The sequence below is a fragment of the Cognatiyoonia sp. IB215182 genome (assembly GCF_033963905.1).
Taxonomy (GTDB): Bacteria; Pseudomonadota; Alphaproteobacteria; order Rhodobacterales; family Rhodobacteraceae; genus Yoonia.
In genome coordinates this window covers 56,896-83,394 of record NZ_JAXBMB010000013.1, presented here as the reverse complement: position 1 = coordinate 83,394, position 26,499 = coordinate 56,896, and the positions used below count along the sequence as shown (strand labels likewise).

Annotated in this window: 28 protein-coding genes; 11 read left to right on the top strand and 17 right to left on the bottom strand. The window is 58.9% G+C overall.

Annotated elements, in window-relative coordinates:
* Positions 1-33 precede the first annotated feature (33 nt).
* Positions 34-534: a cytochrome P460 family protein gene (locus SLH47_RS21880; protein ID WP_320242655.1), complete on the top strand. Its 501-nt coding sequence runs from the start codon at positions 34-36 to the stop codon at positions 532-534.
* On the top strand, positions 531-1,049 hold the full coding sequence (locus tag SLH47_RS21875) for a cytochrome b (RefSeq protein ID WP_320242654.1): 519 nt from the start codon (positions 531-533) through the stop codon (positions 1,047-1,049). Before SLH47_RS21880 ends, SLH47_RS21875 begins: the two co-directional genes overlap by 4 nt.
* Before the next feature lie 122 nt (positions 1,050-1,171).
* Here SLH47_RS21875 and SLH47_RS21870 read toward each other — a convergent pair whose 3' ends face one another.
* The 8 genes from SLH47_RS21870 to SLH47_RS21835 all read right to left on the bottom strand — a co-directional run bounded on the left by SLH47_RS21870 (position 1,172) and on the right by SLH47_RS21835 (position 8,301).
* Complete coding sequence (locus tag SLH47_RS21870) at positions 1,172-3,307, bottom strand: peptidase domain-containing ABC transporter (protein WP_320242653.1); 2,136 nt, start codon at positions 3,305-3,307, stop codon at positions 1,172-1,174.
* A gap of 34 nt (positions 3,308-3,341) precedes the next feature.
* A complete protein-coding gene (locus SLH47_RS21865; RefSeq protein WP_320242651.1) occupies positions 3,342-3,548 on the bottom strand; it encodes a hypothetical protein in 207 nt (68 codons plus the stop codon).
* 60 nt (positions 3,549-3,608) lie between these two features.
* Positions 3,609-3,755: a hypothetical protein gene (locus tag SLH47_RS21860; protein WP_320242649.1), complete on the bottom strand. Its 147-nt coding sequence runs from the start codon at positions 3,753-3,755 to the stop codon at positions 3,609-3,611.
* 26 nt (positions 3,756-3,781) lie between these two features.
* Positions 3,782-3,967 (bottom strand): hypothetical protein, encoded by a 186-nt coding sequence (locus SLH47_RS21855; protein WP_320242647.1) that lies wholly within the window; start codon positions 3,965-3,967, stop codon positions 3,782-3,784.
* A gap of 107 nt (positions 3,968-4,074) precedes the next feature.
* Positions 4,075-5,307: an HlyD family efflux transporter periplasmic adaptor subunit gene (locus tag SLH47_RS21850; protein WP_320242645.1), complete on the bottom strand. Its 1,233-nt coding sequence runs from the start codon at positions 5,305-5,307 to the stop codon at positions 4,075-4,077.
* A gap of 70 nt (positions 5,308-5,377) precedes the next feature.
* A complete protein-coding gene (locus SLH47_RS21845) occupies positions 5,378-5,656 on the bottom strand; it encodes a hypothetical protein (protein ID WP_320242643.1) in 279 nt (92 codons plus the stop codon).
* A 105-nt stretch (positions 5,657-5,761) separates the two neighbouring features.
* A complete protein-coding gene (locus SLH47_RS21840; RefSeq protein WP_320242641.1) occupies positions 5,762-7,339 on the bottom strand; it encodes an alpha/beta fold hydrolase in 1,578 nt (525 codons plus the stop codon).
* Between the two features lie 74 nt (positions 7,340-7,413).
* A complete protein-coding gene (locus SLH47_RS21835) occupies positions 7,414-8,301 on the bottom strand; it encodes a hypothetical protein (RefSeq protein WP_320242640.1) in 888 nt (295 codons plus the stop codon).
* Between the two features lie 308 nt (positions 8,302-8,609).
* Between SLH47_RS21835 and SLH47_RS21830 the strand changes: the two genes are divergently transcribed.
* Together SLH47_RS21830 and SLH47_RS21825 are read left to right on the top strand one after the other, a co-directional pair.
* Positions 8,610-9,101: a hypothetical protein gene (locus SLH47_RS21830; protein WP_320242638.1), complete on the top strand. Its 492-nt coding sequence runs from the start codon at positions 8,610-8,612 to the stop codon at positions 9,099-9,101.
* A 118-nt stretch (positions 9,102-9,219) separates the two neighbouring features.
* Complete coding sequence (locus tag SLH47_RS21825; protein ID WP_320242636.1) at positions 9,220-9,645, top strand: hypothetical protein; 426 nt, start codon at positions 9,220-9,222, stop codon at positions 9,643-9,645.
* Between the two features lie 21 nt (positions 9,646-9,666).
* Here the strand turns inward: SLH47_RS21825 and SLH47_RS21820 are convergent, their stop codons facing one another.
* Positions 9,667-10,575 (bottom strand): hypothetical protein, encoded by a 909-nt coding sequence (locus SLH47_RS21820; RefSeq protein ID WP_320242634.1) that lies wholly within the window; start codon positions 10,573-10,575, stop codon positions 9,667-9,669.
* Positions 10,576-10,920: 345 nt separating this feature from the next.
* On the opposite strand from SLH47_RS21820, the gene SLH47_RS21815 reads away from it, so the two are divergent.
* The 4 genes from SLH47_RS21815 (at position 10,921) to SLH47_RS21800 (ending at position 15,041) form a co-directional block, all read left to right on the top strand.
* Positions 10,921-11,937, top strand: a complete 1,017-nt coding sequence (locus tag SLH47_RS21815; RefSeq protein WP_320242633.1) for a glycosyltransferase family 2 protein — start codon at positions 10,921-10,923, stop codon at positions 11,935-11,937.
* A complete protein-coding gene (locus SLH47_RS21810) occupies positions 11,934-12,851 on the top strand; it encodes a glycosyltransferase family 2 protein (RefSeq protein ID WP_320242631.1) in 918 nt (305 codons plus the stop codon). The genes SLH47_RS21815 and SLH47_RS21810 overlap by 4 nt, the downstream gene beginning before the upstream one ends.
* A 19-nt stretch (positions 12,852-12,870) precedes the next feature.
* Positions 12,871-14,721 (top strand): AAA family ATPase, encoded by a 1,851-nt coding sequence (locus tag SLH47_RS21805; RefSeq protein WP_320242629.1) that lies wholly within the window; start codon positions 12,871-12,873, stop codon positions 14,719-14,721.
* A 101-nt stretch (positions 14,722-14,822) separates the two neighbouring features.
* A complete protein-coding gene (locus tag SLH47_RS21800) occupies positions 14,823-15,041 on the top strand; it encodes a hypothetical protein (RefSeq protein WP_320242627.1) in 219 nt (72 codons plus the stop codon).
* Here SLH47_RS21800 and SLH47_RS21795 read toward each other — a convergent pair.
* Together SLH47_RS21795 and SLH47_RS21790 are read right to left on the bottom strand one after the other, a co-directional pair.
* Positions 15,038-16,009, bottom strand: a complete 972-nt coding sequence (locus tag SLH47_RS21795) for a glycosyltransferase family A protein (RefSeq protein WP_320242626.1) — start codon at positions 16,007-16,009, stop codon at positions 15,038-15,040. The genes SLH47_RS21800 and SLH47_RS21795 overlap by 4 nt on opposite strands.
* On the bottom strand, positions 16,006-17,019 hold the full coding sequence (locus SLH47_RS21790) for a glycosyltransferase family 2 protein (RefSeq protein WP_320242625.1): 1,014 nt from the start codon (positions 17,017-17,019) through the stop codon (positions 16,006-16,008). The genes SLH47_RS21795 and SLH47_RS21790 overlap by 4 nt, the downstream gene beginning before the upstream one ends.
* A gap of 178 nt (positions 17,020-17,197) precedes the next feature.
* Here SLH47_RS21790 and SLH47_RS21785 point away from each other — a divergent pair, with 178 nt between their 5' ends.
* Positions 17,198-17,986, top strand: coding sequence for a family 16 glycosylhydrolase (locus SLH47_RS21785; protein WP_320242623.1), 789 nt, complete (start codon positions 17,198-17,200; stop codon positions 17,984-17,986).
* Positions 17,979-19,226 (top strand): O-antigen ligase family protein, encoded by a 1,248-nt coding sequence (locus SLH47_RS21780; protein ID WP_320242621.1) that lies wholly within the window; start codon positions 17,979-17,981, stop codon positions 19,224-19,226. The genes SLH47_RS21785 and SLH47_RS21780 overlap by 8 nt, the downstream gene beginning before the upstream one ends.
* Here SLH47_RS21780 and SLH47_RS21775 read toward each other — a convergent pair.
* From SLH47_RS21775 to SLH47_RS21760, 4 genes are read right to left on the bottom strand one after another with little or no spacing between them, the layout of a single operon-like run.
* On the bottom strand, positions 19,199-20,101 hold the full coding sequence (locus tag SLH47_RS21775) for a polysaccharide pyruvyl transferase family protein (RefSeq protein ID WP_320242619.1): 903 nt from the start codon (positions 20,099-20,101) through the stop codon (positions 19,199-19,201). The two genes, SLH47_RS21780 and SLH47_RS21775, sit on opposite strands and share 28 nt — an antisense overlap.
* Positions 20,098-21,591, bottom strand: coding sequence for a lipopolysaccharide biosynthesis protein (locus SLH47_RS21770; protein ID WP_320242618.1), 1,494 nt, complete (start codon positions 21,589-21,591; stop codon positions 20,098-20,100). Before SLH47_RS21770 ends, SLH47_RS21775 begins: the two co-directional genes overlap by 4 nt.
* Before the next feature lie 11 nt (positions 21,592-21,602).
* Positions 21,603-22,811 carry a polysaccharide biosynthesis/export family protein gene (locus tag SLH47_RS21765; RefSeq protein WP_320242616.1) on the bottom strand — a complete coding sequence of 403 codons (1,209 nt, stop codon included), beginning with the start codon at positions 22,809-22,811 and terminating at the stop codon, positions 21,603-21,605.
* 29 nt (positions 22,812-22,840) lie between these two features.
* Complete coding sequence (locus SLH47_RS21760) at positions 22,841-23,548, bottom strand: sugar transferase (protein WP_320242614.1); 708 nt, start codon at positions 23,546-23,548, stop codon at positions 22,841-22,843.
* Positions 23,549-23,954: 406 nt separating this feature from the next.
* Here SLH47_RS21760 and SLH47_RS21755 point away from each other — a divergent pair, with 406 nt between their 5' ends.
* Positions 23,955-24,806: a Stf0 family sulfotransferase gene (locus SLH47_RS21755; protein WP_320242612.1), complete on the top strand. Its 852-nt coding sequence runs from the start codon at positions 23,955-23,957 to the stop codon at positions 24,804-24,806.
* Here the strand turns inward: SLH47_RS21755 and SLH47_RS21750 are convergent.
* Positions 24,803-25,936, bottom strand: coding sequence for a glycosyltransferase (locus SLH47_RS21750; protein WP_320242610.1), 1,134 nt, complete (start codon positions 25,934-25,936; stop codon positions 24,803-24,805). The two genes, SLH47_RS21755 and SLH47_RS21750, sit on opposite strands and share 4 nt — an antisense overlap.
* Positions 25,937-26,155: 219 nt before the next feature.
* Positions 26,156-26,416, bottom strand: coding sequence for a Blp family class II bacteriocin (locus SLH47_RS21745; protein WP_320242609.1), 261 nt, complete (start codon positions 26,414-26,416; stop codon positions 26,156-26,158).
* Positions 26,417-26,499 lie beyond the last annotated feature (83 nt).

The window sequence follows — 26,499 nt, the reverse complement described above, 5'->3', positions numbered from 1 at the left end:
CACCAGCCTGTCCGAGACACAACGGAGAGCATGATGCGGATCCTTCTGGCGATCACTTTTGGGGCGATACTCGCGATTGCGGCAAGGGCTTTGCCGCTTGAGACGACAGATCGATATGGTGACGCCTTCGTCACTTATGCACAGGTCGATCGCGCGGACGGCACATACCGGAGAATGCTGACGACACCGAATGTGCTCTCGGCCGTCGAGAACGGGGCAGAGATCCCGGATGGCGCAAGGATACTGATGGAAACATATTACAGACCGGGCAGTCTCAGCACCGTATTTCAAATGAGAAAGGATGACGGTGCCTGGAGCTTTGGTTCATTCAATGGCAATGGAACGGTCGATTTGACAACACGTCCGCAGGCCTCGTGCCTGTCATGTCACGCGGGTGCCGCAGAGCAGGATTTTGTGTTCACGCGCCCGTCGCTTGAGCGGGCTGGCCTGCAGGGTGAGCAAGCCCTGTTTTGCGACAGGGGCGGGCGTCGCCCCTGCCCATTGCTTACCTATTCAGAGGGCGTGTCCCAGTGAACGAACGTTATCCGTGGGTCCTGCGTTTCTTGCATTGGCTCACAGCGGCATTCGTTTTGGCGCAAGTGGTCCTCGTGGGGTTGAACGTTCTGCTTTATGAACCGCGCCCCGTCCTGTCCGAAGCGCTTGTTCAAAGCCATATCGCGTTGGGCGCGGTAATCTTCTTGGTGACGATCTGTCGTCTTCTGATCCGTGCCGGAAGCAGGGTCGCACCAATGACCGCACGACCACGTGCACGCGTCACTGCCCGATTGGTGCACCTTGCAATCTATGGCTGCCTGCTTGCACTTCCCGTTACAGGTTATCTGCAACTCAGCGCTTTGGGCTTCACGGTTTCCATTGCAGGATTGATCGAGCTACCGCCCCTTGAGCTGAACGTCAGTTTGGCACGTGCGGCGGAGTTTTGGCATACAGCCTTTGCAGTTGTAGGGGTGGCGCTGGTTCTGCTTCACATCGTTGCCGCGCTCGTGGTCAGAGGCACCTTCGCAAAACGCCGCGTGCAAAACATGTCATGACCGGTGGGGCGATAAAGGTGTTTTCGTTCAGATGATGGTGGGATTACCCCGACCAAGAAGCAGTTACATGATCAGGGCTCGAATTTCTTCGCCACGTCTATCTGTTCGTGCTGCCTGAAACGTCACGCAGGTTCGTCCGCGATCACCCTGTGACGTACAGTTTCGCCACCAGATGACATCCGTTGGTCCGCGAGATGCGAAGGGTTGGGAATGCGCCCGTTTCTAAGGGTCACGATTTCGTCTGCGCGCGAAAGCAAGGCGGGGCGGTGGGCGACGACGATCCGGGTGCTCTTCATCGTCTGGATCGTGTCGGCGATGACCTGTTCGGTTGCGACGTCAAGGTTTGCCGTGCCCTCGTCGAGGATCAATACCCTGGGTTGCCGGTAGAGCGCTCGCGCCAGCAGGATCCGCTGACGCTGCCCACCGGAGAGTGCCGCGCCCATGTCACCGACAAGGCTGAGGTAACCCATGGGCATGCGGGCAATATCCTCATGAATTTGGGCGGCCTCGGCGCAGGCTTGTACGCGTGCCATGTCGATTGATGGATCGAAAAATGCGATGTTTTCGGCCAGAGTGCCCGACAGCAACGTGTCGTCTTGCGTCACGACCCCGAGGCCTGCGCGCCATCGGCTGACACCGAATAACGGCAATGGCAGGCCGTCGACGCGGACCTCGCCGGCGCTCGGCTCGGCCAGCCCCAGCATCAGCTTCAGCAAGGTTGACTTGCCCGCGCCCGATGGGCCGGTGATCGCCACAAATGCCCCTGGTGCGATATCAAGCGAAAGGTTTTCGAGTATGTAAGGATCCGCCGCGCCGTAGCGAAAAGAGACGCTATCAAGCGCCAATGCACCTTTCGTCGAAGGGGTCGCGAGGGCCGTGTGCGGGCGGATTTCTTCGCGCTTGGCCTGTACGATGTCGGCCAGACGCTCAAGGTGGATCCCCAGCATCCGAAACGAGATTGCATGCTGAACAAGCGAGGTTGCGCGGTCGGCAAATTGCTGGCGATAGGTCATGAAGGCAAAGAGCATACCAACCGAGAACCCATCGCCATTTATGGCCATCTTTGCACCCATATAGACGACGATGATCGTTTGAAGGCCGAAGATCAGCGTTTGTCCCACGGTCAATGCGATGTCGAGCTTTCCCAGCCGGATCCCGGCATTCATCACATCGCTGAAGAGGTTGCGCCAACCGGTTTCGCGTTGCGCCTCGCCGCCAAAGACCTTGATGGTCCGCGATGCGCGAAGGCTTTCCAGAAGGTAAGTTTGCTCGGTCGCGCGGGCCGCGATCTCTTCTTCTTCGCGGGCGCGGATGGCGGGATAAAGCGCCAGCGATAGTGCTACGTAAAGAAGCGTGCCCGCCAGAACGACGAAGGCGAGTACAGGGGCATAGATGAAGATGACGATGGCCGTCACGATCAGCATCAGCGCATCGATGAAGCATTCGACGATCGTGCTGGTCAATGCGGCTTGGATCGGGTTGACCGAACCCACACGCGAAACGATGTCGCCCATATGCCGGGTCCCGAAATAGGCGGCGGGCAGGCGGAAAAGGTGCCTTATGACATTGCCTGCGATCTGGAATGACATCGTCTGGCCAAGGGTCAGGATGACCCAGGATCGCAGACCGATTGTTATCGCGTTGATCACGTGAAGGCCAGCAAAGCCAAGGGCCAGCAAGAGCAGGAAATCCATGTCAGCATTGGCAATAGATTGATCCACGGCGAGCTGTAGAAAGAAGGGAAAAGAGACTGCGGCAAGCTGTAAAAGCAGCGACAGAAGCAGCAGCTGTGTCGCCGCGCGGGCCCAGCCATCAAGACGACCCCAAAGGTCGCGCAACCGGGTGCGCGTACGCAGGACCGGAGGCGCGAAGCTGGTGGCGGGCGTCAGCTCAAGCGCGACCCCGGTGAAATGCTTTGCCGCTTCTGCGGGGGTCAGCCGTTGTTCGCCCTGCGCGGGATCGATGATCACGATACGGCGACCCACGGATTTCAGGACCACGAAGTGGTTCATGTCCCAGTGCAGGATGGCGGGCAGTTTGAGCTTGGCGAGGCTTTCAGGTTCGAGCCTGAGCGCCCGTGTGCCGAAATTGAGCGTATCGGCAAAACCCATCAGGTCGCGCAGCGTTGCCCCGCGAAGGGACACACCGAATTTGGCGCGCAAGCCCCGCAGGTCGACCTGCGCGCCATGGGCTGTCGCGACCATAGCGAGGCAGGCGAGGCCGCATTCAGCGGCCTCGGTTTGTCTGATTGTTTTCATCACTGGCTCCTAAAGGATGGCCGAAGCCGCAGCGCTAATTTGCGTAGCGTCGCAAGAAGAAGCTGCCAGTGAAGACACTGGTTGAAATGGCAAAGCCGACCGGGCCACCGGCTGCGGTGGCAAGGACGATGCCGCCAATCCCAAGAATGTTGGCTGCCCCCTCTCCGATGCCATATGTCTGGCCGCCGCCGACCTGCGCACATGCGCTTGAATCAATTTCGATGATGTCTGAACTTTGCATTGAGAATTTCCTTTCTATCAAATCTTGCGGCAGGGCCGCCTTCAAAATGTTCGAGCGTGTCTAGAACACGCCGTCATCAATGATTTCGTTTGGCTTGAGCTTGCGGAAGGTGAAACTCTTCCACGGGTCTTTGAGACTGGCCTTCGATAACGATCCGCCACTTGCGGCTTCGGTCTCTGCCTTGGTCAGTTGTCTGATCTTCTGCATCTCAAATGTCCTTTCGTTGATGGGGTTTAGAAAACGTGTGTGTCGATCGGTGGACGTGGTGGGCAGATCACCGGTGGCTCAATGGGTGCCGGTTTGAGCGGTGGCAGCTTGCGTCTTGGCCAAGGGTCCGGGCAGATCAGCCTTGATGCTTGGGCCCAACACAAGGTGCCGCCAGCGACACGGTCCAGCTTGTGGTTTTCAATTTCGTACATTCATAAATCCTTTCTGTTTTCTGAAATTTGGTGCGAGGTTTTGTCTTTGCCGCGCTCTTGTGTGTTTGTATGGGTCTCCTTTCATTGTTGCTGTGGTGAAAGATCGGTCATCGGTTCGCCGCCGCCCGGACAGGATCGGTCAGCAGGGACCAAAGCGTGCGTGTTTCCAGCACCAGATCGGCGGTGAGGGTCATGCCGGGCTGCAATGACATGTCGGTGCCGTAGGCCTGGACGGTTTGTGCGTCGATCTTTGCTGCCACGCGAAAGACCGGTTCGGCCACGGTCTGTTGGTCCGGCATGACGACGGTTTTGGAGATGGTTACGACCTGGCCGGTCGCGATCCCGAATGTCTGATGTGGGAAGGCATCGTACCGCAAGCGCACCGGCTGGCCAGGTGACAGAAAGCCTGCAGCGCGCGATGGCACGAGCAATTCAGCCTGCAATGCAGCGCCAGCCGGCATCAGGCTGATGACTGGCATTCCCGCCTGCAGATCGTCGCCGAGATGCGCAAGGAGTGCGCCAACCTCACCGTCAAATGGGGCGCTTATCACGGTCTTGCCCGCAATCTCAGCCTCGGTGCGGCGTTGGCCGAGCGTGGCCAGATGGGCGTTGATCTCGGTCTGCCGCATCGCGGCTTCAACGGTCAGCGCGGCGACCTCGGCCTCGGTTTCGTCGCGGGCGCGATCTATGCGCGCAATGGCCGCGCGCAGTTCTGCAATCCGTTCTTGCAAAGACAGGTAAAGGTCCTCGCGTTGCGATAACTCGGTTTGCGTGACGGTCCCCCGGGCCAAAAGGTCTTGTGCTGTGTCGCGTTGATGTGCGGCCAGCACGGCGCGTTCTGTCGTGACGCGCATCTGCGCCTCAAGCGCCGATTGCTCGGACAAAAGGCCAGCGTGCCGGGCTTCCAAAAGCGCGCGGCGCTCTGCCATCTCATCCCGCAGCAGCGCAAGCCGCCGCTCGGTCTGCATGCGTTCATCGGTGAGTTGGGCCAAAAGCTGGTGGTTGGCGTCGGCCCCACTAGCCAGTCCCGCGTCGCGCACGATGGTGATCAGCGGTGCGCCTTTTGCGACCATGTCGCCTTCCTGCGCGTGTATTTCCAGCAACCGACCGGCCCGATCGGTGCGGATCTCGGCAAGACCGCCTTCTGGCATCAACTGCCCCGCCACCGTCTCACGGCGAGGATACTCGCCCATTACCAGCAGCGTGAGTGCCGCACCTGCGATCACCGTCAAGAGGGCAGTGATCGCCCAGGAGCCGAGTGCGGCATCAAGCCGGACATCACCCTCCAGGCGTTTTGAGCGGGTACGGACCGCCTCTTCACGGAACAGAGTGTCTTTCATGGCATCACTGTTTGGTCGAAAAACATGGATAGGAATCGAGCCCGCGCTTGGCTGCGGGCCCGGGGCGCGTCTAGCGCTGATGGAGTACCGGTGCGTCGAACGGCGAGGTTCCACCTCCGCCGCCGCCCGGTCCAGTTGTGTTGCGGTCGCATGATGAACCGCGTCCACCCCTGCGCAGCCAGTTGAAGGCGCGCGCAACGTTACGGGCGGCTCCCCCAATAGCTGGGTTCAAAGTTGCAAGGCCAGCACCAATACCCAGTCCCCATTCGGCAACCCGTGAACCATGGCAGCCGCCAGAGACCTCTTGGATCTCTGCACCAGTCAGTTCTTTGAAAGTCATTTTTGTCATATCAAACCTCTTTACAAAAACCGCAGTGGAATTCCTGCGCACTTGCAGCGTAGCGTTGTTGGTTCGATGTGTTTTCACCCAGATGGGGGACAGCGCTAAAGGAATTCAGAGCGGATCTGACACTGGCTCCGCTGCAATCCAATCGGCAATGTGGTCCCAGACAAGATCAGGTTGAGAGACGAAACAGAATTGTCCCCCATCTTCGATGACCGCCAGGCGATCCCCACGTGATGGGATTTGCAGCTTTTGCATGACCGCCAGTGGATTGGCGCGATCGGCAGCGCCGTGGATCGTGAGGATCGGCATTTGAGACGTCTCAAAACCTTGCGCGTAGATGTCTTTGTAGAAGATGTAAAAATCGTCAGCGACACCGATGTAAGAGGATTGGTAGCTGACCTGCAGCGCCGGATAGGCGGGCGGGCTGGCGCCATGTCCTTCAAAAGCCGCGATATCTGCTGGAGTTTCCTGAAACAACCGACGCAGGGCCGTACGCATAGCCTTGGGCGTTGCGTAGCGACGACGGAATTCCCGGGCCAGCATACGGAACACCTCGGGCGACGAGGCCAGCTTGGCGAAGCTGCCGAAGAAACGGCGATGCAGGCTGTCGCGCTCTGGCCTTTCGCCACGCACCGGAAATGACAGCATCATGATATGTGTGACCAGATCGGGATAAAGCGCGGCAAAGCGCAGCGCGATCGGGGAGGCGAAGCCGTGGCCGATGATCGGCACCGATCCGTGTTCACGCAGGTCGCGATAACTGGCAACATCGCTGCAAAACTGATCGATATCTGCCACATCAAACGGTGTGCTGGTGCCTTCAAGATAGCCCGGGCGCACTGGCATTTTTAGCCGGATGCCCAGCCTCTGAAGCTGCGGTGCGGCGCTGGCCAAGAGGGGCGCAAATGTCATGCTGTGGAAAAGAATGACGGGCCTGCCGTCAGCTGGGCCACATTCGATGACACGCAGGTACCGCCCGTCTTTCAGCCGATGAAGCCGGAATTGTGTGCCTGCCGGGCAGAAATCTGCAACGAAGTCCTCGGTGATCTGATCGCGATCACCGTCATTGCTGCTGAGGGTCAGAAGATGCACCAACTGACCGAGTGCCAACCGGATCACGTCGTTCTGACCGCTGCATTCAAGCTTGAGGCATATCGTCTTGAACTGGCTGCGCTTTGTCTCGAACGAAACGCCGTCCTGAACAGCGGCATCGCGCAAACTCATCCCGATTGTTAGTTGCGCGATGATGCGTGTTTCGGCGTCGGTCAGACCAGCATCGGGGTTGAAGTATTTCAGGCTATCCGAGACAAGCGCAAAGGTGACAAGAAGGGCGCGGACATTGGTTTCCTGCTGCAGGGAATAGGGCAGAAGCCAGACGAACCGCTCTTCGTCCTGCAGTGGAATGATCTCGCCCGGTTTGGCGGCTTGGCCGATGATGACCTTTGACATTTGTGCGATGTCTGCATCTTGGGCGACATCGTTGAACAGGATATCTGTGCTGTTGTTGATGTCGGTTGCACCTGCCCGTAGAAACTGGCCGTTTTTGTCGAGGTCCAGCCATATCAGGTTGTCTGAAAAGCCCCAGCCGCTTTGACGATAGCTTTGAAAGAATGATGCACGGGCGCTTTCGGCGTCCTTTTGATCGAGGATCGCGAAGACCTTGCTGATGTCGTTGGGTGCAATCATGTCATGACTTTAGGCAACGGAAATGAGACGCAACAAGATATGTTGCGCGCGAAATCTGCGCAAATCTAAGGCAATCAGCTGCCTTTGATCGCGGGGCCCGTACTGCCACCTTTTTGGTGGTTGGTGCGCCAGGAAAAGTAGCAAAAGAATTGGGTCAGCCAGACAAGACCGAACGCCACGAAAGCGATCAACTCACCATGGTAGACAGGTCTGATGCTGGTTGCATATGCGGAATTGTTCCATGGCAACCAGGCAAAGAACTGGGCCCAAAAACTGCCATTGGACTGGCCCCACCATGCGTCTTCCCAGATGATCAGGGTGAGACCATAGGCAATGGCGCTAAGCCCGATTGCGTTGATGCGTTTCTCGACCAGTTTCACAGGTCGGGTCACAAAGCTGCGTGTCTCGGTATCATAGGCTTTGTAGCTGTCGCGGGCCCAATGCACGATGCACAAGACAGCAAGTGAGCCGATAATCGCGAGGGCCCCGCCCCAATGAAGATATTGCGACAACGCGTTGCCGATCAGGAATTCCTGACCGTGCAGGGTGACTTTCTCTGTGAACCACCCCGGCGAAAGGTTTGCCCCTTCAAGCGCGATCAGTCGAAAGTCTCCGCCATCATCCAAATGGCACCCGAGGCCTCGGGTGGGGGCAAACGCGGTGAGCAATGCGCCCAGGCCTCCAATCGTGGCGATGACACCATCGGCAAAGCACTGACCGCGATAGGCGATCATGAAGGCGCCGACAAAGCACAAAACACCAACAAAGAAGGTGCCCGCAACCGGGGCGTAGAAATAGTGGCTGACGCTTTCTCGGGGGCAGGCGCTTCCGTTCAGCATATCGAAATGGCCGACAAATGAGGCAAGGATGATACTGAGGACCCCGACGACCAACGGGACGATATCCGCCTTGGTCGCCTGGCCGCGCAACGGTTTCTTCAGATAGTCTTCATCCGGCTTCATTGCGTGGCCCAGCCACTGTCTGAACTGCCTTAATATGTTACGACCTTTGCTTGATCCTGAAGCCATCACAAACCCCTAAGTGAATCGCAAATGAAAAGGTGCATTTAGAAATCACGACTCTTCTAGCATGGGCTTGGTGTGGGTCCTTCACCCATATGGGTGACGCTGCGCGATGCTTTGGCTTCATTGGGTGCTCGTCTTGATAAATATGGGAAAATGCGCACAAAACTCCCCTTTTGCGGGAAGAATTACCGCGGGCATTGTAATAGCAGACTTCGGGTGTGGGGCCATATGACGAAGGGGGCCTCATGCTCGGATCGCATGCCATGGCGAAGCTGTTTTGCCTGTTTATGATGGTCATCGGTATCGGCGCCGCCGGGTGGCATAGCGGGTCGGTCATCACCGGTCTGAGGCTGGAACTGACGGGCCAGCTGGTTCAGGCCCGCATCATCGACAAGCACATTGATCGGCCAACGCGCGGCAACTCGGTCCGCATCGAAAGCGTCCGCGTCAATAACAAAGAGGTCCGTAGCGCGCGAAGCTACCTCAACGATTATCTGCTGACTGTCAGCTACACGATTGACGGGGCTACAAACACCGCACTTGCACCAGTTGGTTACGATCGATGGCATGAAGAGAGCGTTGGGTCTGTCGTGGCCGCGAAGGCCCTGCCCAATGTCAGCAATTATGTCGAGGCGACTTCTTTTGGCGTGTTCATCCTTGGCCTCAAACAGGTCGCAATCGGGCTCGCCATATTCATTGTCGGCTTCATTTCGTTCCGGTTGCAGGGCGATGATTAGACAGAAATTTGCAGCAAAGCGCTATCGGGTGACCGATGCCGGACCTCATGCACGCCACCACACCATGCGGAACCGCCTCAGACCTGCGGGCTGAAGCAAGAAGGAAGGATTTCGAGAAATGTTTGGAACAATCATCGCAATTGTCTTGGTAGAGTTCGTTCTTTCGCTCTTTCTGCCCAGCATCGATGTGGCGCTACGATCCTATGACCTTCGGTTGGACATGATCATCGTGCTTTTATTGGCCGGATATGCTGGCGGGATGCGATTTGCGTTCAGGCAGACCCGGCGCATGCGGATTGGTGAAAGGTTCTTCTGCACAATTGTCTCTTATGTTGTGATCACGGTGATACCGTTGCTTCTCTTCAGCGGATTAATTTACCTCGCGCGCGATCAGCCTGATGTTGCTCAAGTTCTAACAGAGGCAAATGACCCGTCGGCAATTCTGACCTTCTTTGCGGCCTACATCATGTTGGACGCGCTGCCACATATGACAGCGATTTTCCTGGGCATCTCCGCAGCCCAGGTGGGTGCAAGGGCCGGTTGAACTGGTCTTCTGACCGCCGGGTTAGGGCGCGTCAGCGGCGATTTGGCGGATGTTGGTGCAAAGGTCCGCCCATAGTGCGCGGCTTTGCGGGAGGTATGTGTCGCGGTACCAGTTTGCGTCGGTTGGACCATTTGATTTTTCCTCAGGCATGCGGCCGAGGCTTGCGGCCGCCTCGGCGAGCCGCGCAAAAGGTGCCGTTGTTACGCTGCCATTGGGAAAGACGGTTTTCAAACCATAGCTCGGTTCAGTCACCAGTGGTGTTCCGGTGGCCAGCGCGCCAACGATACGCGGCGTTTCAAGATGGTTGGAGCGGTAGGCGTGGATGTTCAGGCAGCACCGCGACTGGGCCGCGATCTCTTCATAGACAACGCCGGTCTGGGGTGAGAGGCGTATGCCAGCCTGTTCAAGCGCATCCAACACTGTCTTGCGGCGGGCGGATGGACCGCCAACAAAGCAAACGTCATAAGGGCGCTCTGCCAGTGGTACGGCGGGCGGCAGCGTCTCGGGATCAATTGCGACCTGAAACCCGAAGACAGGCATCTTCATCCGCCTTTGCAATCGTTTGGTTTGGGGCGGGAAGTAATCGAGCAGGATGTCGTAACAGTCCTGTTTTTCGCGCAGCATGCGCTGCTTGCGGCGGATCGCGCTCCACCCGATACGGCTGAGCTTCAAAGGATTGCCCATCACCGCGATGATCGAGAAGTTGAGATAGACATAGGTGCAGCCGGGCCTGCGCTGGTGCGGTGCAAAGCCTTCACCGATCACGAAGATGATGGCGTTTTTCTCGTGCGTGGCTTCGTCGATTTCATCACAGATGATCAGCTCCGCCCCGTCGTTGAAATTGCGTTTCAGCTCGGCGTGGATGAAGCGCGTGACATAGGTGATATAGGCGTAGCTCACCTTCTGAATAATGAGATAAGCGCGGTCCATTGCGCGGTCGAAATCCTTGTCGCGATCTATGATTGAAACAAAATGTACCAGGAATGCGCGGCAGCGTGCCGGTCGGATGTTACAAAACCTTTCAGCTTTGCAGCAGTTTCGCCGTGCAAAATCAACATTTTCCGTGATCGTCGGCAAACCGGCGCTGAATTAACGGGCGTTCGCCGCGAACCTGACCAAAAACCGCCCGCTGCGTGGCAATCAACTGCCGATAGCGGTGTTGTCGTCGTGCCTCCGTCATAGTGCGGGCCTATAACAGAGATACATGTTGGCGTTGTTTTCGAGTGCAAAATTCCGTTTTGCGATCCGACCACTCACAACCTCTGGAACCTCTCGATGCCTGACACTTTGTCGCCGTTTGAACGTGCTGCCGATCCTCTTGTTGTTGTTCCTTGCCTGAATGAAGCCACCCATATTGGCGGTATTCTGAGACAGCTCAGCACGGCCATGAAGCGCCTTGGCGGGCGTGTTGTCGTTGTCGATGGGGGCAGTACGGATGGCACAGTGGATATTGTGGGTGAATTTGTTTCGGCCGATCCGCGCATTTCGCTGCTGCATAACCCCGACAGGATTCAGAGCGCCGCGGTCAATCTGGCTGTTGCGCAGGATGGCGGGCGGGCCACGCATCTGATCCGTGTTGATGCGCATTGTACCTATCCGGATGACTTCTGCGATGTGCTGATGCAACAGGCCAAAAGCGTTTATGCCGACAGCATCGTTGTCAGCATGATCGCTGAAGGCGCGCAGCCCGTGCAGCGCATCAATGCGGCGACGCAGAACGCATCATTTGGCAATGGCGGCGCGGCGCATAGGCATATACCCAGCGGCGCTTATGTGGCGCACGGCCACCATGCTTTGATGAAAATCGCGGCCTTCCGCGCCGTTGGCGGCTATGATCCGAGCTTTACCCATAACGAAGATGCTGAGCTTGACTATCGACTGCGCAAGGCCGGGTCGCGCATCTGGCTGACGAATGCGACGGCGATCACCTATCATCCGCGGACATCGTTTCGAGCCGTGGCACGGCAATATTTCAACTATGGGGCCGGGCGCGCGCGCAACCTGATCAAACATCAGGTCAGGCCGCAGTTGCGGCAGGCCAAGGTGATCATGGTGGCGCCAGCGGTGGCGATGGCGCTGCTTGCGCCGGTCCATTGGGTGTTTGTCCTGCCCGCAGCCATCTGGGCGTTCTATTGCCTTTTCTCTGGCGCACGCATGGCTATGGCGCAGCGTGATCCGCTGCTTGTGCTTAGCGGTATTGCGGCGATGATCATGCATTTTGCGTGGTCTCTTGGCTTCTGGCAGCAGGTGCTGCGGCGGTCGCCGAAGCTGCAGCGGAGGGCCGCGCCATGACCCAAACGCTGGAGATTTGTGTCTGCACCTATCGCAGGCCGCAGCTGGCCGCGACATTGACATCGTTGATGGGGTTGGAACGGCCCAGCGGCTACGCCCTGTCGATCCTAGTGGTCGATAATGATGATCATCCGAGTGCGGCCGAGATGGTTGAGACGATGGCGACCGATGCGCCGATTCCGTTGCGTTATGTCCATTGTCCGGAGGGGAATATCTCGATTGCGCGTAACGGTGCGCTCGCCCACAGCGCGTCGCGTTTTCTGGCCTTCATCGATGATGATGAGGTGGCACCCGCCGATTGGCTGCTGCATCTGACGCGCGAGATGGAAAAGACCGGGGCGGATGTGGTCCTGGGCCCTGTTGAGGCGGATTATGCAGATGGTGCGCCGGACTGGATGCGGCGGACACGTATACATGCGACCATGCCGGTCTGGGTCGATAATCGGATCATCACGGGCTATACCTGCAACGTGCTGATCGACCGGCAAAAACCGGTATTGCGGGACCGGTTGTTTGATCTGTCACTGGGCCAGACCGGCGGTGAGGATACGGCATTCTTCGCCAAAGTCGTGGCAGAAGGCGGCACAATTGCCTTTTCGCCGGACGCGCTGCTGCGCGAGACGATCCCGCCCAATCGGGTGAGCTTTAAATGGCTGCTGCGCCGCCGCTTTCGGATGGGGCAGACGCATGGGCGGCTGGTTGCGGAAAATGGTGCCTCTTTCCGGCTTTGGACGATCACCGTCGGCAAGGTGGTTTATTGTGCTGGAGCGACCGTGTTGCAGGTGTTTTGGCAGGATCGGCGTAACAAGGCGATCCTGCGCGGTGCCTTGCACTTGGGCGCTCTTTCGGGCCTCGCCGGTGGTCGCGGCTTGCAGCAATACGGGCCTGAATTCACGCAGCGGCAAAGCGAATAGGGGGTCCAGGGTGGGGTCGATGAAAGATATCGGGCTGCGCGTGCGCGATGCGGATGCCCAGACCGACCGGCCAGAGGGGGCCGCCGTTGGCGGTGCCACGACGCTGGGTGACGTACTGGCCGTGCTGCGCCGTCAATGTCTGCCGCTTGTTCTGCTGACTTTGCTGGGGCTGATGGCCGGTGCCGTGCATCATGTGACGACCCCAAAACAGTATTACGTTGCCGCGACAGTATTGGTGGATGAACGGCCCGTCGCACTTGATCAGGAGATCACGGCCAGCATACCCTTTGCGCGCAACGATACGTCGCTGCTGAACGAGATGCAGGTGCTGCGATCATTGCAACTCGCAACAGAGGTCGCGCGCAGGCTTGATCTGCACAATGAGGACATCTTTGTCTTTCCGCCATCCTCACTAGCGCGCGACATCATCTCGGGCGCGAAAGGCACGTTGACCGGCCTGATCAGCAGCGATGCGGCCGAAGAGGCGCAAATTGCGGCAGACTCGGCAGCGGACGAAGCGCGGCGGTTGCGGGGTGCCGCCGCAAAGCTGCAGCGCGACATCCGCATCAGCCGGATCGGGATGAGTTTTTCGATTGAGATCAGTTATATCGGGCATGATCCGGCCCTCGCAGCCGATATCGTGAACACCTATGCAAGCGCCTATCTGGACGATGGGTTGAATGCGAATGTGGAATCGACCGAGCGGACGGCAGCTTGGATGCGCAACCGCTTGGCCGAGCTGGAAGAATCCTCTGCCGCAGCGCTAGAAGAGGCGGCTGTGATGCGACGCGAGCAACCGCAAAACGTGATGGAGCTGCGCGATCTGGCGCAGCGCGCGGCGACCTTGGATGCGCTTTATCAGACGCTATCGGCGCGTTATGCGCAGATTTCGCTGCAGGGGTCGTTCCCGGTGTCGAACGGGCGCATTCTGACGGAATCCCTCGTGCCGCGCACGGCAGCGCTACCAAAGCTTTGGCGCACTTTGTCCGTGATGGGCTTGCTGGGGCTGATGGCGGGGTTCCTGCTGGCCGTGCTGCGTGAGATGCGTGAACAGGGCTTTCGCGTCAGCAGTGACATCCATACCCATACCGATCACGCCTTTCTGGGGCATTTGCCGCGGATGGAGCCGAAATCTGCAACTTCCGGCAGGCCTCAAGGGCAAGTGCCGCCGCAATTCCTTTGGGCTGTTGATATGCCGCAATCGACATTCGCTGAGACGTTGCGCAACATCCACGCGACCGTGGCCCTTGGGGCGACGGACGGGTTGGGGCGCGTGCTTGCGGTGACATCAATGCTGCCGGGGGAGGGCGCGACGACTCTTGCGGTCAACTATGCCAATATGCTCGCCGCGTCCGGTGCGCGGACGATGCTGATTGATCTGGGGACGGGGGATGCAGGCCTGCGTGAGGCATTGAACTTGCCCGGGAGCGCGGGTCTGATCGACGTTCTGCACAGCAAGGCGCAGGTCTCAGATGCGATGCGGCGGCTAGATGTAACGGGGCTCGACATTTTGCCCGCAGGTGCGGGGCGGCGGCAGCCGGTTGCGGCCGATATCGTTTACCAGCGTCACTTGCGCGCGCTCGTGCAAGAGTTGCGCAATCACTATGATCACATCGTTCTGGATACGCCTGCCTTGGGTACGACAGCCGACGTTAAGGCGATGCTGGGGCTATTGGATCGGATCGTTCTGGTTTGCGCATGGGGTCAGACGCCACGGTCGTTGGTGACGCGCTATCTCGCGCAGGAACCGGATGTCTCGCAAAAGGTGCTGGGTATTGCGTTGAATAAAGTCAACATGGCCAAGCTCGCCAGATATGCGCGGCCCGGCTGGCCTGAAAGCTACCTGCAGCCAAATGCCCACAATGCCTGACCATGTGATCCGTCCCGCTGGCGCGATACGCTGATTTCGCGTATGCTTTGCCCCACGTCGGAGGGGAGGAGCCTTTGCGCCTTTTGGTGTTTGTCTGTTTTATGGGTATTGCTGCCGTGTTCATCGGCGTCTCTTCCTACTTGGCAGGCGCAGGCGGTTGGACAATCGCATGGCGTGTTATCGCGACGATTGTGGTGCTTCAGGTTGTTTATTTCCTGCTGCTGATGCTGGTCAGCTTTCTATCGCCACCAAAGCCGACACCTGCAAAAGACGCTCCGAAGCCCCGTGTTAACCCACTGACAAAGACCCAAAAGCACTAACCGGTCCGTGCCGCGAGGAACGGGGCGAGCGACGGTTCCGCCTTGCCCAGCAGGCGGATGAGCGCGCCGCGCCAAGCCAGTCGGAGGACTTCTTTCGTTGGCAGGGCATCCCCGACGCGCATCCGCGTATGTGATTTCACCAGCCCCGTTGCCCGCATGTGCTGCGGATAGCGAAAGACAGGATGCGAGAGGTACTGTTTGCGGTCCTCTGGTTTGGCCAGGGCCCATGCCTTGCGCTGCAAGATCCCGATGGATCGTTTCAGTGACAGCTCGCGTTTGTAATACCCGACATCCGCCCCGAAATTGCGTGTCGTGCCTTCCCCGTTTTCGGCCCAGACGGCCAGCGGCTCCATCGCAACGTGGATTGGCTCTGCGATGGCGAATGTGCGCATATATTCCTGCAGGGTGGCACTACAGGCATGGTGGATTTCGAGGTCCGTCACCGCGTCGCGCGTCCAGAACAGCCCACCGTTCGACACACCGATATCGGCCATCAGGCAGAGCCGGAACATGTCCGGCGCATGCACGCCACCGGTCAGCTTGTCGTCAAGAATACCCTTCTCTGACAAACGCGCCTTGTCGGTGCCGCTGGCGAACTCGACCAGTTGATTGCGGAAAACCAGATTGACTCCATGGGTTTTGCAAGCCGCAATGTTTGCCTCGATGAAGTCCGGCAGCACGAAGTTATCGTCCTCCAGCACAAAGAAATAATCGGCATCATGCGGGTTTTGCCGAGTGAAGCACTGATCAATGTTTTTGGAGGCGAAGAGTTGCGGCCTATTGTGACGGTACCGGATGCGGTCGTCGTTCAATGCAGCAATGACGGCGCGTGCGGATGCATCGGGACAATCGTCATAGACATCGCAAATCCAGTCTTGAACCGTCTGTGCCTGCAAGCTTTCCAGACAGCGCCGCAAGGCGTCGGGCCGCCGGTAGGTGGGCGTGCGGATATGGGTTGTTCCGGTCATGAAGGGATTTCCGGTGCAGATACTTGCGCCCAATCCTGCAACGTCCATTCGCTAGGGTCGGTTGTCGTCTGGCGTCGTGGCGACGGTCGAAACTGACGCAGAATGCGTGCTCCGATGACGCCACCTAGCTGCAAGATAAGCGCGGGTTGGCGCAGGATATTTGTCAGAGCCGGTCCGACGCGTTTCTGACGCAGGTTGTCGGCCAGCGTTTCGAAGGCGAGAGGCTCTTGCAGGGCCGCGCGCCGGGCGGCCAGGTCAGACCGCAGATCATTGGGCAAATCGGGATAGCTGGTCAGCAAATCGTCCTGCACGCGGATCATCGCCATAATGTCGTCAGGATGCAGGCGATGGGACAGCGACAGCGTATGACGCCGGTAGAGGTAATAGGATTGCGGCAGCAGGTGCATCTTTCCGCCGTTGAGCAGAAACCTGACATAGAAATCGTGATCTTCGCCGATGCGGATGTCTTCGCGATAGGTCAAACCCCGGAGCGCTGATCGCCGGATTATGGCCTTGAGATAGCCGAGCTTTGGCACGTCGGCGGAGGGGGCGATGAAGGTGCGGGCGGTCAGTTCACGCGGCACGCTTTGCCTCGCGGCGCCAAGCAATGTCGCCCCGTTTTGCACCTGATTGTCGACCAGATAGGTCAGATCATCAGCAATCGCGTCGGTTTCCAGCTGCTCTGCCGCAGCGACCAGACGCGCCAGCCGTTGCGGGTGGATGATATCGTCACTGTCGACGATGGCGATCCACTCTCCCTTGGCGCGGGTCAGCGCGCGATTGCGCGCGGCGGCGGGGCCTGCATTGTGTGGAGCCGTTATGATTTTCAGCCGTGGGTCACGCGTCGCGATCTCTTGCGCGATGGTGACGCTGGCGTCGGTCGAGGCATCGTCTGATAGCAGAATCTCGATGTCGGAGAGCGACTGCGCCAACACCGATTGCACGGCCACGGGCAGGTGATCCACCGCATTGTAGTTTGCCATGATGACAGACACGGTTGGGTTGGCCAAGGCAAGCATCCTCGCATCGATTTACCTGTCAAATCATAGCGGATTTCGCGTCAGAATTCACGTTAAGCGTGTTTGCGCAGGCCCCCTCGGCAACCTTGTGCCGATAGTGGTGCGCTTGCGTAGTTGTCTGTCTAAATATATGATAAGATGAAGGAAATCGAAGCGTAGAGGTGATCTGATGAGCCGACGACGCAAGACTTCATCCCGACTGAAAGCCCTTTGTGCGGCGCTTTTGCTGCCACTGCCGCTTTTCGCGCAGGAAATCCCTGCCGGTGCCAGTTTTTTCGACGATTTTGAGACGCTGGATGAAAGCCTTTGGGGCATCTCTGACGGCTGGGTCAATGCGGATTGGCAGAATTGTATGTGGTCGAAAGAGAATCTGAGGGTGGAGCGTAGCGTCCTGTGGCTCACATTCGCCAACCAGCCAAATGACAAGCGTGCCTATACGTGCGGCGAAATCCAATCGCGGCATGTCTACGGCTACGGCACTTATGAGGCGCGCTTTCGGACGGGCACCGGGTCTGGCCTGAACGCGGCTTTCTTCACCTATATCGGCCCACATCACGACAGGCCGCATGATGAGATCGATTTTGAGGTGCTTTTGCGCGACACAAGCGCGGTCAGCCTGAATACCTATGTCAGTGGTGCGCCGAAAAACGGTCGGCGGGTGCCGCTGCCGCAACCCGCGCAAGAGCAGTTTATCTCTTACGCCTTCGTCTGGGAGGAAACCGGTATCCGCTGGTATGTTGATGGTGTGTTGATGCATGAAACGCCGCCCAGTGCGAACCTGCCGGTCAATGATCAGAAGATCTATGCCAGCCTGTGGGGCAGCGACAGGTTTCCCAACTGGATGGGTCCTTTTGCCGAACCGCCAGGCGATGTGACGATGCTCGTCGATTGGATTGCCTTTACCGCTTTGGGCGAACCCTGCCAGTTTCCGCAATCGCTGGTCTGTCAGGATGGCTGAGGCGCGGATCAACCTTCCGCGCCGCCGGATCGATGTGATCACGGTTGAACCGGATGCAATCCTAGCCTTCACGGCCCTAACCGGCCTGATCTTTGTGCCCGTGCTGGGAAGTATGGGTGCGCTGATCTTCCTCGGGGCCGGCTGCGCTTTGCTGGTGCGGCGGTTTCAGATCCAGGTCAGCTTTTGCCTGCGCTATTGGTACATCTTCGCGCTGCCGGCCTTCTGCCTGATTTCGTTCATCTGGTCCGCTTACCCCGAGGCCACGTTTCGCGCCGGTCTGCAATTGGCGGCGACGGTGGCGATTGCGGTGACCATTGCCGCGACAACCTCGGCGCGGATGTTCAGCCGGACGCTCTTTGCGCTTTATTCGACGGCGATGCTGGCCAGCATATTGTTTGGCGATGTGCGCAACGATACCGGCGCGTGGCTGGGGATTTATGGCAGCAAGAACGCGCTCGCCGGGGCGGCGGCGACTTACGTGATCGTCAGTTTGGCGCAGGTTCTGGATAGCACCGCTTCGCCTCGCCTGCGGCTTTTGGGTCTTTTCGGGGCGATGGTGGGCGGGCTGCTGCTGCTCATGGCGCAATCGATCAGCGCGCTGATCATCCTGCCGCCGGCGATTATGATCCTTGTTCTTTTGCTGGTTCTTTACCGGCTTTCCCCCTTGCAGCAGATTGCGTTGGTCATCTTTCTTACGCTCATCAGCGGTTTGCTGATTGTGCTGGCCGTGATCTTTTCTGACGCGCTGTTTGCCCTGCTTCTGGACACGACAGGCAAGGACGCAACGCTGACCGGCCGGACCGATCTGTGGCGGATTGCGGTTGCGCTGATCACCGAGCGCCCGGTGCTAGGCATGGGCTATCAGGCATTTTGGGTGAAAGGCCATGACGCGGCCGAGGCGCTGTGGTTCCGCTTTGGCATCGAAGGGCGCGGCGGCTTTAACTTTCACAACACCTATCTGTCCAATGCGGTTGAGATCGGTATCGTCGGCGTTCTGTTGCAGGTCGTCGTGCTTTATGGGGCCGCGATCACCACCGGCATTTGGGCGCTGCGGACGCATCGTGCGGAGGCGTCGCTTTTGTTCATTCTCGTGATGATGGTCGTCATGGTCAGCTTTGTCGAAGTGCCGGTTTTCTTTCAGTTCTCACTGCGCTCTGTCATCGTGATATGCGCCTTCGTCTACGCGGTGCGGGGATTGTCCGCGGGGCGTCGTCAGGCAAACGCCTCTTTCCGCACATAACGCGCGATCAGGCCATCGATGGCGGTCATCGCGCGATCCGTTGCGCGCTCGGTCGCGGCATCAGAAGAAAGGCTGGGATTTTGCCGCGCAAGCCGTTGCAGGGAACGGGCGGCCATGTGCAGGCAAGCGGTGTTGAAAGGCGCTGCAGGGCGGCTGGTGCAAAGCGCCATTGCCCGGGGGCCAGACCCGCCGCGCCCGGTCGAGAGCGCCCAAGCCTCGCGCAGGTTTGACGGGAAAAGGAATGCCGGATTGTAATCGATGTCCAGCGCCTGCGCCCAATCGTGCCATTTGAAACGGTGCACGTGATGCATCGCCTTCACGCCGATCCACGGTGTGCGCAGGGCGTCGGCGACAATCGCGCCATGCATCGCCTCGGTGATGACAAGCTCTGCGCCAAGGATCTGCGCGATGACCTGATCGGGTGGGCGGCTTGGGTCGATGAAGGTGATCCCGGCAAGCTCGCAAGCGGCTTTCCAATTGCCACGCTCAATGCTTTCGTAATGCGGCATGAACCCGACCTTGATGTCGGTCGCGGGTGCGGGCAGTTTTGTTTGCCGCAGAAGGATCGCGGCGTCTGCAACAGCGAGGTCGGGGTGCAGGCCAAGCGCCTCTGTCGTCTGGGGGCCGCGGACAAAGTGAAACTCCCACGTGCCGTCATGCACGTCGGGCTTTTTGGTGTAACCTCCATAACCTGAGCCGACGACAACCTTCTTCGCGTCCTTGGGGTAGTTGTGCTGGATGACCGAGCCGATCCCAACGAACAGCGTCGATGGGTCGTCATCGAAAAAGTCGGCGGGCAACAGCTCTGCCCACATGGTCGCGTTCAGCTCATCCCCGAAATTGGGCGGGTCACCCTGGAAATAGGTCAGTTTCATGCGGGCACCTTTTTGGCAAAGTGGCGGCGGAGATCGGTGATCCTGTCGCGGGACAAAAGCAGGATCAGGGGGGCGTAGATTGCAGCCCCGGCGGCGAGTTGCAGGGTGAGCTGCAGGATCGGCGGCTGACCCGGCAGCAGGATGGGCGCGGCCAGCATGGCGAGCGCCATTGCGGTGGTGGCGAGGAGCGGTGTGGCAAACCCGACAAGGTAGCTCCACGGGCTGCATTTCAGCAGCTTCGCGGTCATCATAACCGAGACCGGCCAGAGCATCACGCTCTTCGCCATCAGCGCCACCATCAGCACTTGCAGGCCAAGATTGGCGGTCAGCGCAATGACAAGGACCGAGGTTGCCTGTTGAACCAGTTGATACCAGAACCACCAATGCGCCTTGTTTTGTGCCTTGATCAGCGCGGCCTGAACCACGCCGATACCCGCCAGAACGCCGGCGATACAGAATGCCTGCACCGCAAAGGCCGCACCTGCCCACTCATCGTCAAGAAGCAGGTCAAGAAGCGTCGGTGCGGTGATGGCCAGTGCGCAAAACATCGGCATGCTGACCGCCGCTGAGAGGTACGAGGCCATGCCAAAGGCCTTGGCGGTTTTGGGCGCGTCGTCCTGCAAGGTCGAAAGCAATGCCAGCGTAACGGAGGACAGCGCGCCGCCCACAAGCTGGGTCAGCATGAAGTAAAAGCGTTGCGCAAAGAAAAAGAGGCCGAGGATGGCTGGACCCGCTAAAATGCCCAGCACCAAATGGTCGAGCTTCACCGTGGCCAGCATCCGGTTGCCTGATGCAAAGACACCGTAATGCGCCAGATCGCGCAAGGCCTGCCATCGCAGCGAGAAGCCTGGCCGCCATTTCGCGACCCAGAAGGCCATGGCGCAGGCCACGAGGCTGCCGGAGATCTGGCTGCCGACCAATGCCCAATAGCCATAACCCGCAAAGAGCATCGCCAGGCAGACGATGAGGCTGACGAGTGTTGCCACAGCGGTGCGCAGCGCGATCAGTTTGAACTTCATCGACCGCGCGATCATGCCGTTGGGGACGGCGGCGGCAAGATCGAGCGGGATGCGCAGCGCCAGCACGGGTAGGATGGCGGCGATGGCAGCATCGCCCATGAGGTTTGCGATGGATGCCGACCAGATCAGGAGCGGCAGAAAGCACAAAGCACCAAAGCCCACGGTTAGCCAGAAGACGCTGTCTGCATGGGCCCTGGACAGTTCCTTGCGCTGAATCAGCGCTTCCCCAAACGCCACCGGGGTAAAGGCGATGACTGTCATGACAAGGCCACTCGCCAGCCCCACGAGCCCGAAATCGGCGGGTGAGAGAAACATCGCGCTGACAAAGAATACGATTGCGGCGCTGATCGTGGGGATCAGCGTTTGCAACGATGACCACATGACCCCGGCCAAGGCCAGAACGGACCTGCCCGAGGTCAGATGCGGGTAGTCGTTGTCGATGTCCGGCTTCGCGATGGCGGGGCTGGTCATGCGCCAGCCCCCTAGTTTGACGGTGTCGCAGGTGCGACGTAAGTGACGGTCACCACATCACCCGGCATCATCACCGTCTGCATATCGGCGCTGAGTGTCGCCGGCCCGCCGCGCACACGCGTGATCGTCAGGCCGATTTCGGCGGTCAACGGGTCGACCCCCGCCATCAGCGCAATCTGTTGGCCAGCTGCCGCAGAGAGCAGATCGTATTGCGTGCGCAGTTGTGCTTCGGTCTCGGCGATCTGCGCCTCGACCTCTTGCAGCTTTGTGGCGTTATCTTCGTCCCGGACAGCCAGAAGAACGCTTTCGTTGCGCTCAAGCTCCTGGATGTCCTGTTGGGCGAGAACCAGGCTGCGTTCGATGTCGAGGATGCGGCTTTCAAGTTCATTGACGTAAGATGCGCGTTCAAAGACGCGGACGGATGCGACAAGACCGCGTTCGACCAGTTCCTCTTCACGATCAAGCTCGGCCTGTCCGGCGGCGAGTTGTACGCGGTTGTTTTCCAACTTGTCCTGCAACACGGCCGTCGCTTCCTGCAATGTGGCCTTGGTGCGCGCGATCGATTGCAGTTCGTGTTCATAGCGGGCGTTCCGCGCGGCGAGGATAGCCTCTTCCGCCGCCCAGGCGGTTGTGTTGCTGGTCTCCGTTGGCAGGACCGATGTCGTGCCATCAATCTCCCCGATCAATCTGTCGCGTTTTGCGGTGAGGAACATCAGCTCTTGCTGCAGCATGGCAATGGCACCCCGCGCAGACAGAAAGTTCCGCTCCTGCCCTTCGGGCGGTTCAAGCGTGCCAGCCCCGCCAGCCATCGCTAGGGCCTGCTGGACGGTCAGGCCGGGCGTGAAGTCATAGACGCCCGGTGTCTTGACCTCGCCGCTGATAAAGATCGGGGCGTAACGTTCGACGCTGAGGGCGGCACCTGCGGATTGGCCGATGCCGACATAGGCGGTCAACGCTTCCTCGATATCTGCAGCGATGGCGTCCAATGTGCGGTCAGCGGCAGGAAATGATCCGGCCAATGGCAACGAGATCATGCCACCCGCGCCCACGGGATAGCTGCCAGAGATGCCGGGCAGGTCGGTCACGGTGGTGTTCAGCTCGTCCCAGACGGCAATTTGCACTGTCAGCCTGTCGTTGATGCCCACGCGGTAACCCTCTGCCCACAGGGACACGGGAAGCAGTAGGACAAGAACAAAGGTTCCAAGACGATTGAACAACATCTTCGACCTCTCTGAGAGGTGGGTGCGGGTCAGTACGACCCTTTTGAGGAAATGACAGCGGGGACAGTGCGCAGGATGATCACCAGATCCGACCACAGCGACCACGCCTGGACGTAGCGCGTATCAAGCGCGACACGCTGGTCGTAGCTTGTGTCACTGCGCCCGCTGACTTGCCAAAGACCGGTAATGCCCGGCCGCGTGCTGAGGTAAAGCGGGGCGGCCTCGCCATACATGTCCAGCTCGTCCTGAACGACGGGGCGTGGGCCGACAATGCTCATGTCACCGAGGAGCACGTTGATCAGCTGCGGCAGTTCATCAACGCTGTAGGCACGTAATACAGCACCGATACGAGTCACACGCGGATCATTGCGCAATTTGCGGGTGGTTTCCCATTCGTCTCGTTCATCGGGGTGCTTGGCGAGATATTCCTCAAGTACGCGGTCGCCATCTGTGACCATCGAACGGAATTTCCAGCAGCGGAACGATGCACCGCCATGGCCGATGCGTTTGTGGCCGTAAAAGATCGGTCCCGGACTGGCGAACTTAACCGCCGCAGCAACAAGCAGAAAGAGCGGTGCGAGCAGCGTCAGAGCCGTTCCCGCGATCAGTATATCAAGCCCGCGTTTGGCGATGCCGCCAAGCGCTTTTGCTGGTTCTTTGGCACTCGTCACTGTGGTGGAAACTGGTAAAGGTCTTTCGTCAAAGGCTGAGAAGCCCACACTATCCATCATCGCCATTTTCGTGCCCCCACGTTTGCGACTCAGTGAACGAAATTAACGTGACAGACCTTTGTGCAATTGCAGCGATTCATCCCTGCGTTGCGCGAAATCGGCGAAAAACCGCCATACGTGTCGTGAGGTCATAACGGACGTCGCCCAGAATTTGAGCGAGAAAAATCGCGTGCCGGGAAAAACATCATTATTTACCGTTTCGTTTCATACACTTGTACGAGGCGACGGTTTTTTGCGCGTGAAACGTCGAAAATCCGCCGAATGGCAGAGATCGGTGGTCTTGCATCCGCACCTGCAAAAGGGCGATTCTGCGTTGCAGCAAGAATATCTCCTTTGCCGTCAATTTCGGTGTAGGATTGACGCAAGACTTTGAGGCCGATCACACCGTCAAATCCCTCGGAGGGCTTGGATGATGTCAGACCCCGAAACCTCAACAGACCGCCACACCGGGCTGTGGTCGCGGCAGTTTGATCCGGTTTATGACTTTCCGACCGTGCCCGTGAAAACGAAAGTTGCGCTGTGTACAACTCCGCGCTGCGGGAGCCATTTTTTGGGGCACAAACTGCACAGTCTTGGCGCCTTTGGCTATCCGCTGGAATATCTCAATCCCGGCAATTGGGAGATCTGGGACAAGCGTGCAGGTGAGACCCCAACACTCGATTTCATCAAGTCGAAACGGACTGGGCCGAATGGTGTTTTCGCGGTCAAACTGCACCATGAGCACTTGACGGACTTTCTGGTGCAAGAGCCCGAGCCGCTCACCTACAATTTCATCCATCTGCGGCGGCGCGATCTGACGCGGCAAGCGATCTCATTCGCGCGCGCGGAGCAAACGGGTGCCTGGATTTCCGACATGCCGGAGATTGCGCCCGCCTACTACGACTGGGGTTTGATTGCCACGAAGATGGACCACATCTCGCGCGGGAATGCCGATTGGCAAGGCTTTCTGCAGTGCCTCGGCATTCAGCCGCTGGAGCTCTACTACGAGGACATTGTCGCCGATATGTCGGGGGCGCTGGCCCGGATCGCCGATTATACGGATGTGCGGATTGACGAGGCCGTACCGGACGCCGGCACTTTCACGCCCGAGCGGCAAAAGCGGCAGGCGCAGGCGGATTGGCTGGCGCGGTTTGAGGCTGACAGCCGCGACAGGCTTGCAAAGGGTGATGCGATTCCGGGTGTGTCCTATCCCGATAACATCGCTGTCCTGCGTCACAGGGCGCGGAAAGTTGCGAAACGTCTGAAGGCGCGGGCAGGGCTTTAGCGCGAGGGCGGCAAGACAGGCGCGAGCGCTGTCGCAATGTCGTTTGGCTGCAGCATGAAGGCGTTGTCCGGTGTGGCAAGCAAGTGCTGGCTGACGGCTGAGATCTTCTCTGGGGTCAGCGCGCCGATCTGTTCGATCAGTGCTTCGGCTGTGGGTGCGTCGATCACAAAGCCCAGTCCGTCTTTTGCCACCCTGCGCCCGGTTTCGGTATCGGCCACAGCGATAGAGGGGCAACCGAACCAACTTGCCTCGTAGATGCGGTTCGGCAGCAGCCAGTCGGAATTCGCCCCGCGCTGCCAAAGATCCTGCGCCCAGACGACGTCGCAGGCATCGTAAACCGCCGCGAGACCGTCAGGATATTGGTAGGCGCCAAAGTAGGTGATGTTGTCGCGTGCGGCGATCTGATCATCGAAATCAGGCAATACGTGGCGGTGGACATTGCCGTGGATTCGAATGCGCAGGCTGTCCCCAAAATAATCAGCCGCAGCCAGCAACAGTTGCAAGCTGGGCGCACAACGGATCGAACCAACCCAGCCAATCGTCAGGGGGTCGTGTGACTTGCGCGCGGTAGGACGAGCAACCGGTGGTCCATCGAACCAGAGCTTGTTCTCGATCAGGGCGTGGGGCCCCTGATAGCCTTGGGTCGGCGCAAAATACTGGCTGATGAAGCCGGGCGAGGACACGATCATCAACTGCACCCGCGCCAGCAGCTGCCTTTCGCACCAGCGCATGACCGCGCCGACCCGGTCGGCGCGCGTAAACAGCCCGTGGATATCGAGGCATTCATAGACAAGCGGTGTCCGTCGCGCGCCCGAGAGGAGCTTGACCGCCCAGGCAATGACCAAGAGGTCAAAATTACGCGCGATGATGACGTCCGCCGCCTTCACCTGCCGCCTGTGCCGCATCATCCGCCAGATACCGCGCATGATGCCGATCACGCGTCGGCCATAGCTGTTATTCGCCACATATCCCAGATCGACATTCGGCCAGTCCGGCTCAAAATCCGCATTCATATTGCCCCGCCGAAAAGCGGCGGACTGTACGGAATGCCCCAGCATCTGAAGGCTCTTGATCCGCCTGACCTGCGACGCCTCGGTCAGGTCAAACGCAAAGACAAGGATATGCGCCAATTGCCAGTTCCTGCAGTGCGGGATTTTCGAGTGGTGGATCTTGTCAAGGCAACACCTAATGCGTGCATGACGTGATGCCAATCGGGATTGGCTACAAGCGGTGGCATACTGCCGGGTCAGCATGTCTGCATTGACGCGAGATGGCCACGACCAGTCTTGGTGGGGAAGGAATATGTCAGAGGAAAGGCCTGCGCAATCGCACAGGCCTTTCCTATGTGCCTAGTGCATCCGCTGCACTTGTTCGTTGGAGCTGCCGCCCCCGCCGCCAAAGGTGACCTTGAACACCTTTTCACTCACCTTGTCCTTGGTGGCACCGACGGTCGCACCCGCAACCGCGCCAGCGATAGCGCCGACCGGGCCGCCCTTTAGAAAGCCCGCGCCTGCACCAAGAATGCCGCCAACGATCCCCCATCCCCAGCCGCCACCGGCGATCTGCATCTGCTCGTCAACGTTCAATTCACGCATGTCACTATCAGTCATTTTCAAATCTCCTTCTGAACAACGGCGAAATTGCCGCGGGCCCATGCTTAGCCGCGGCAAGGCGAGATACGCTCACCCAGATG

Excerpts from the sequence above, each read along its gene's own strand:
- SLH47_RS21880 (WP_320242655.1), top strand. The coding sequence starts at position 34 with ATGCGGATCCTTCTGGCGATCACTTTTGGGGCGATACTCGCGATTGCG.
- SLH47_RS21870 (WP_320242653.1), bottom strand. The coding sequence starts at position 3,307 with ATGAAAACAATCAGACAAACCGAGGCCGCTGAATGCGGCCTCGCCTGC.
- SLH47_RS21865 (WP_320242651.1), bottom strand. The coding sequence starts at position 3,548 with ATGCAAAGTTCAGACATCATCGAAATTGATTCAAGCGCATGTGCGCAG.
- SLH47_RS21860 (WP_320242649.1), bottom strand. The coding sequence starts at position 3,755 with ATGCAGAAGATCAGACAACTGACCAAGGCAGAGACCGAAGCCGCAAGT.
- SLH47_RS21855 (WP_320242647.1), bottom strand. The coding sequence starts at position 3,967 with ATGTACGAAATTGAAAACCACAAGCTGGACCGTGTCGCTGGCGGCACC.
- SLH47_RS21850 (WP_320242645.1), bottom strand. The coding sequence starts at position 5,307 with ATGAAAGACACTCTGTTCCGTGAAGAGGCGGTCCGTACCCGCTCAAAA.
- SLH47_RS21845 (WP_320242643.1), bottom strand. The coding sequence starts at position 5,656 with ATGACAAAAATGACTTTCAAAGAACTGACTGGTGCAGAGATCCAAGAG.
- SLH47_RS21840 (WP_320242641.1), bottom strand. The coding sequence starts at position 7,339 with ATGATTGCACCCAACGACATCAGCAAGGTCTTCGCGATCCTCGATCAA.
- SLH47_RS21835 (WP_320242640.1), bottom strand. The coding sequence starts at position 8,301 with ATGAAGCCGGATGAAGACTATCTGAAGAAACCGTTGCGCGGCCAGGCG.
- SLH47_RS21830 (WP_320242638.1), top strand. The coding sequence starts at position 8,610 with ATGCTCGGATCGCATGCCATGGCGAAGCTGTTTTGCCTGTTTATGATG.
- SLH47_RS21825 (WP_320242636.1), top strand. The coding sequence starts at position 9,220 with ATGTTTGGAACAATCATCGCAATTGTCTTGGTAGAGTTCGTTCTTTCG.
- SLH47_RS21820 (WP_320242634.1), bottom strand. The coding sequence starts at position 10,575 with ATGGACCGCGCTTATCTCATTATTCAGAAGGTGAGCTACGCCTATATC.
- SLH47_RS21815 (WP_320242633.1), top strand. The coding sequence starts at position 10,921 with ATGCCTGACACTTTGTCGCCGTTTGAACGTGCTGCCGATCCTCTTGTT.
- SLH47_RS21810 (WP_320242631.1), top strand. The coding sequence starts at position 11,934 with ATGACCCAAACGCTGGAGATTTGTGTCTGCACCTATCGCAGGCCGCAG.
- SLH47_RS21805 (WP_320242629.1), top strand. The coding sequence starts at position 12,871 with ATGAAAGATATCGGGCTGCGCGTGCGCGATGCGGATGCCCAGACCGAC.
- SLH47_RS21800 (WP_320242627.1), top strand. The coding sequence starts at position 14,823 with ATGGGTATTGCTGCCGTGTTCATCGGCGTCTCTTCCTACTTGGCAGGC.
- SLH47_RS21795 (WP_320242626.1), bottom strand. The coding sequence starts at position 16,009 with ATGACCGGAACAACCCATATCCGCACGCCCACCTACCGGCGGCCCGAC.
- SLH47_RS21785 (WP_320242623.1), top strand. The coding sequence starts at position 17,198 with ATGAGCCGACGACGCAAGACTTCATCCCGACTGAAAGCCCTTTGTGCG.
- SLH47_RS21780 (WP_320242621.1), top strand. The coding sequence starts at position 17,979 with ATGGCTGAGGCGCGGATCAACCTTCCGCGCCGCCGGATCGATGTGATC.
- SLH47_RS21775 (WP_320242619.1), bottom strand. The coding sequence starts at position 20,101 with ATGAAACTGACCTATTTCCAGGGTGACCCGCCCAATTTCGGGGATGAG.
- SLH47_RS21770 (WP_320242618.1), bottom strand. The coding sequence starts at position 21,591 with ATGACCAGCCCCGCCATCGCGAAGCCGGACATCGACAACGACTACCCG.
- SLH47_RS21765 (WP_320242616.1), bottom strand. The coding sequence starts at position 22,811 with ATGTTGTTCAATCGTCTTGGAACCTTTGTTCTTGTCCTACTGCTTCCC.
- SLH47_RS21760 (WP_320242614.1), bottom strand. The coding sequence starts at position 23,548 with ATGGCGATGATGGATAGTGTGGGCTTCTCAGCCTTTGACGAAAGACCT.
- SLH47_RS21755 (WP_320242612.1), top strand. The coding sequence starts at position 23,955 with ATGTCAGACCCCGAAACCTCAACAGACCGCCACACCGGGCTGTGGTCG.
- SLH47_RS21745 (WP_320242609.1), bottom strand. The coding sequence starts at position 26,416 with ATGACTGATAGTGACATGCGTGAATTGAACGTTGACGAGCAGATGCAG.